This window comes from Rhizobacter sp. P3_B12, assembly GCF_056402895.1.
This window is the reverse complement of the sequence record NZ_JBFUGN010000447.1, coordinates 1-4,891: the sequence shown is the minus strand read 5'-3', so window position 1 is coordinate 4,891 and position 4,891 is coordinate 1. Positions and strand designations below refer to the sequence as shown.

Genomic DNA, 4,891 nt, shown 5'->3' with positions numbered 1-4,891 from the left:
GCAAGAGCTACTACGCCGGCATTGCGCAGGACACGATCGCGATGGCGATCAACGACCTGATCACCGTGGGCGCGACGCCGCTGGTGGTGCAGGCCTACTGGGCCGCGGGCGGCTCCGACTGGTTCTCCGACGCGCAACGCGCACAGGCGCTGGTGGAAGGCTGGAAGGCCGCGTGCGACACCTGCCAGGTGGCCTGGGGCGGCGGCGAGACGCCGGCGCTGGCCGGCATCGTGGCCGAGGGGCGCATCGACCTGGCCGCGAGCTGCACGGGGCTGATCAATCCGAAGGAGCGGCTCTCGGTCGGCGACAAGCTGGCGCCGGGCGATGCGATCGTGCTGCTGGCGTCGAGCGGCATCCATGCGAACGGGCTGAGCCTGGCGCGCAAGCTGGTGGAGCGGCTGCCGAAGGGGTATCTGACCGAGGTGCAACCGGGGCTGAGCTACGGCGAGGCGCTGCTGGCGCCGACGGTGCTGTATTCACCGGTGACCGAGGCGCTGTACAAGGCCGGCATCCAGCCGCACTACTGCGCCAACATCACCGGCCACGGCTGGCGCAAGCTGCTGCGGCATCCGGCGAAGCACACCTACCGCATCCACAGCGTGCCCGAGGTGACGCCGGTGCTGAAGTTCATCCAGCAGCATGCGAAGCAGGACGACCAAGAGGCGTACAGCACGCTGAACATGGGCGCGGGGTTTGCGATCTTCGTGAAGGCCGAGGATGCGCAGCGCACGGTGGAAGTGGCGCAGGCCGCGGGCGTGAAGGCGATGGTGGCGGGCGCGGTCGAGGCCGGGCCGAAGCGGCTGCTGATCGAGCCGCTGAACATCGAGTTCGGTGACGATTCTTTGCAGCTGCGCTGAGAAGGCCTCTGCCCGTCGCCTACAATCCGCCGCGACGGGCCTCCCCGCATGGAAGCACGGCCAACCGGGTCAGGTCGGGAACGAAGCAGCCCTAACTGTTGCGACCAGTGCCGGGGGTAAGGCTCGTCACCCTCCCTCTTCGATTCGACATGTACGCTCGCCCACCTCCGTTCGGGCTGAGCTTGTCGAAGCCAGCGCGGAAAGCAACTCCCACCCACTCGAGTCGCACGCTGTAGATGCTGGAGCAACTCAAGCCGTAGGATTTGCTCGTGAAAGCACCGTGTGGACCAATCCCTGAAGCTTCACCTTGGTCATGTTCGCATCGAGAAGCCACGACTCGACGAAGAGAGTGAGTTCGGGATCGTCGATGATGGCCTTTGCATGCTTCCATCCGTCAGCCTGAGTCATGTCAAGGATGATCTTGGGAGGTGCTGAGTGGTAGTCGCGATGACGTGCCATCAGCCACGCGGCGTAGACCTCTTGCGGAATCAACCGCAGCTTGAACAGGTGGTACTGCGCGAACTGCAGGCCCCATAGGCGTTCGAAGTACCGGGTCGCCGCGATCTTCTTCTCCAGCAAGTCGTCCTCGATCTTGATGAAAACCTCCATGCAGCGCGATAGCGTCGCACCGCTTTGCGCCTGATTTGTCAGGACGAGGTTTCTATTGGCGGCGTCGGCAGACCGATGCGAGCGACTGGCGGCGAAGGCCGCAACAACCACCGAAAAGGTTGCCGCCAGCGCCGACGCCACAGGCGCCCAAGAAGCCACATCACAAGCCACTGAATCTGCCATTGGGAGACCTCTTGGTGATCGACGCAATGAGGCACAAGCCTATGACTCACGCGCGTACACAGCAAGAGTGGCGAATCGCAGCGTCCCGTGAACACGGGGGTCATTGAGTCTTCGTGAATTCGATGGAGCCGGGGCGAGAGACAGACACGACAGAGCCCCTCGCGGGGCTTTGAAGGGTTCTAGGTACCGGACTTCGAAACCTTGCGCTCCCTCGGCGCGATCCAGCGAGAGTAGAGGCCCTTGGCCTCACGTTCGAGGTAGGCGACGCTCTCCCGCAACTCATCCTTCGCCTTCTCACCAAGGTCGACAGCTCCATTAAGTCGCTGTTTATAGTGCCTGGCGTTTCGCAGCAGCACTTTTGCAATCTCAGTCGGCACGTCCCGAGATATTGTCCGAAGCCTCTGCGGAAAGATGCCGGCCATCACATAGGGGCGACGCGTCGAAGTCACTCCATAGGCTTCACGTTGAGCGGCCCATAAGGCAACCGGCAGCGGCTTGCCAAAGTGCTTTCCAAGCAGCTTTATCGTCACAGGTTCTGCGTCGAATGCGGTCACCGGGTACAACGTACCCAAGTAGGCCCTGGCACCTCCAAGGACGAATGTTTCGGATAGCCGATGCCATGACGCACAAGCGTTATTGAGAATGACCGGGCAACCGTGGCCAGCGATTGAATGAGGGATTGGCAGGTAATTGTTGTCATGCATCTGCAGTACCGCTGCACGATGCACACGGTCGATGGGAACTTTGAGGACAGGCTCCAACTCATCAATCCGGTTTGAGAAATCAAGAATGGCGGAACCCACTACGAGCTTGGAATCCCTGTCCGGATCATGCCAAGAAACACCATCAAGAGATGTGAAGTTGTAGAGCTGCGTTACCAGAATCCTGTCGTCGTCCCGATCCGAAATGGCGACACCTATCGCTGTATCCACTTCTAGACGTCGCATTTTTCCCGATGAATCCTCAAACTCGTACGTCCAACGCCAGCCAGAGGCGTCACCGCAATGAGTCGCAAATACAAGCAGGTCATACGGGTAAAGCTCTACCATTCGGCTCACATCGTGAACGCTCGCCGCAGGGCCGACATAGCCACGAATGAAGACCCGGCGATCCCTCAGCAAATTGGCCGCGGCTTCAACTTCTGGGGCTTCAGTTTTTTGCGGATCAACCAACACTGCGCAGCCAATGCCTTTGTTGTCATCCTGTTCGGCCACGAACCCATTCAAGACTGTCACGCCGAGCTGGGGATACATGGACAAGTGTGTCGATGGAAACTCTGGAAAAGCAACACCCAGTGGAAGATCGCCGGTTATAAAGGTAGCCGACTTCATCGCAGGTAGTGGCAGAGGTCCAGCCAGTTCGCGCAGCTTGCGGTGCAAGCGATCAAGAGCGTCGGCAACCGATTCCTGCAGTTCATACAAGCTATAGAAAGTCTCCAGGAGTTCTTCAGCCTCACGCCTGTCCACCGCTGGTATCAAGCACAACCCGGCGTCAAGAGAGTATGCATAATTCGCGGCAATGACTTGCGCATGTTCGTCACCCGCTTCGCAGATCACCCAGTGCCCAGATCGACTCGGGATGGGAAGTGACGGGGAGGGTTGATCTTCAAAAACGATTGACCTCTGCTCGCGTAGCGCAATTAGAAGCCCGTAAGCAAGGTTGTCTGCACCCCAATAAAGTGGTTTACCCTTCAACGACCGAGCCAATCCGGGCAAGTTTCTGGCCTCTTCTGCCGAGGAAATTTGCTTGACAATCGACGCCGGTACCTGCCTAGCGAACAGCGAGCATGTTGTGTCGGGGAGGGCAACAAAGAGAACGGCCTTTGCCTTCATGTTTGCGGCAGCATTTCCACGGATCGCTACCTCAGCTTGATAGTCTTGCCGAGTCATGCGCGGACCGTCAACTATCGGTAGATAGCACCCCTTCTTTGCCAGCAAACAGGAAATTTGGGCAAGTATTTTTGGGTTGTCCCCCATGACGAGTGTGCGAAGGAGTTTCGGGCAATTCACAAAGGTATCCCTCAATCATTGCTACTTTCGGCAAGCGGGCGCCCGATTCGCCTCACGCGGCGCCGGTCAAGCGACTGTATCGCTGCAGGTTCTCTCCATGGAAGTGCATCGTCGTTGCCTCATCAAACGTCACTACCGCTGCTACGGTGCTACCGCTACTGCGCAGGCTTCGGCACACCGTCGGAAGACTTTGCCTTCGGCCAGGTCAACGCTTGATTGAGCAAGGTCCGTAGCATGATGGTCGGCATGCCTAGCTACCCATGGTCCTGCCTCTCCTGCGGCCAGACGAATCAAAGCCACACCGACCTCTGCAGCACCTGCAGCTACCCAGCCAGTGCCACCTCGAAGCAGATCGACGCCTGCCGCGGCGAGCACTTGTCCCACGGCGGGCAGCTTCAGCAGCAGGCAATCATCGATGCGACAGACGAGCACCTGTCCGCATTCGACGTGCTGGGCCGCCCACTTCTGTTCGTGTTCCTGGGTGTGCGGCTGACAAAGCAGTTGTTCCCTTGGCGCAGCAAAGACAGCTGAGCCCCTGCCTGACCACCCTGGTCGAGGATGCCGAATTGCATGTAAGCTTCACGCATTCCCCTCCCCGCCCCGCAGCATGGCGCAGAAGAAGCCCCCCCGAAAATCCATCGACCGCGAGATCCGGATGCTGCACGGCGCCCTGGTCGACCTCGTCGGGATCATCAACCAGCCGCAACGCGATGCCGAGATGGTGAAGGAGGCCGGCATCGAGCTCGACAGCACCTTGTTTTCGCTGCTGATCGGGATCGACCGGCTGGGGCCGGTCGGCGTCATGGAGCTGGCCGACCGCACGGGCCGCGACTACACCACCGTCAGCCGCCAGGTGAGCAAGCTGCAGGCGCAAGACCTGATCGTGCGCCGCCCCTCGCAGGCCGATGCGCGCGTCAACGAGGCCCTGATCACCGACAAGGGCCGCGAGATGGTGAGTGCGATCGATACGGCCCGCAACCGCGTCGTGACAGCCATGCTCACCGACTGGTCCGACGAGGACGTGCAGCGCCTGGCACTGCTGCTCAGGCGCCTGGCCGACAGCGCGCTGGTGTGGGCGCGCTGACGACCGTGGGACATCATGCTGCTGCCCCGCCCAGGCCCACCGAGCCCAGGAAGGTCTCGAGCGCAGCAGCGTCGCCCGCGGTGAGCATCGCGCCGATGTAGCCGTCGGGGCGCACCAGCACCCAATCTCCAGGCTCGACGCCATAGTGG

The 4,891-nt window shown here is 60.7% G+C and carries 5 protein-coding genes and 1 other RNA gene; 4 read left to right on the top strand and 2 right to left on the bottom strand.

The features are described from left to right. Positions 1–857, top strand: an 857-nt coding sequence (locus AC1D01_RS20855; RefSeq protein WP_477869643.1) for an AIR synthase-related protein, incomplete at its 5' end; no start/stop codon positions are given. A gap of 33 nt (positions 858–890) precedes the next feature. Beyond that, positions 891–988: signal recognition particle sRNA small type (ffs, locus tag AC1D01_RS20850), an RNA gene on the top strand. A 118-nt stretch (positions 989–1,106) separates the two neighbouring features. Here the strand turns inward: ffs and AC1D01_RS20845 are convergent. Both AC1D01_RS20845 and AC1D01_RS20840 read right to left on the bottom strand, forming a co-directional pair. After that, positions 1,107–1,649, bottom strand: a complete 543-nt coding sequence (locus AC1D01_RS20845; protein WP_477869641.1) for a hypothetical protein — start codon at positions 1,647–1,649, stop codon at positions 1,107–1,109. Positions 1,650–1,828: 179 nt separating this feature from the next. Beyond that, positions 1,829–3,625 carry a hypothetical protein gene (locus AC1D01_RS20840; RefSeq protein ID WP_477869639.1) on the bottom strand — a complete coding sequence of 599 codons (1,797 nt, stop codon included), beginning with the start codon at positions 3,623–3,625 and terminating at the stop codon, positions 1,829–1,831. A 267-nt stretch (positions 3,626–3,892) separates the two neighbouring features. Between AC1D01_RS20840 and AC1D01_RS20835 the strand changes: the two genes are divergently transcribed. Both AC1D01_RS20835 and AC1D01_RS20830 read left to right on the top strand, forming a co-directional pair. Then, positions 3,893–4,189 carry a hypothetical protein gene (locus AC1D01_RS20835; RefSeq protein ID WP_477869637.1) on the top strand — a complete coding sequence of 99 codons (297 nt, stop codon included), beginning with the start codon at positions 3,893–3,895 and terminating at the stop codon, positions 4,187–4,189. 124 nt (positions 4,190–4,313) lie between these two features. Continuing rightward, positions 4,314–4,742, top strand: coding sequence for a MarR family winged helix-turn-helix transcriptional regulator (locus AC1D01_RS20830; protein WP_477869635.1), 429 nt, complete (start codon positions 4,314–4,316; stop codon positions 4,740–4,742). Positions 4,743–4,891: the final 149 nt, after the last annotated feature.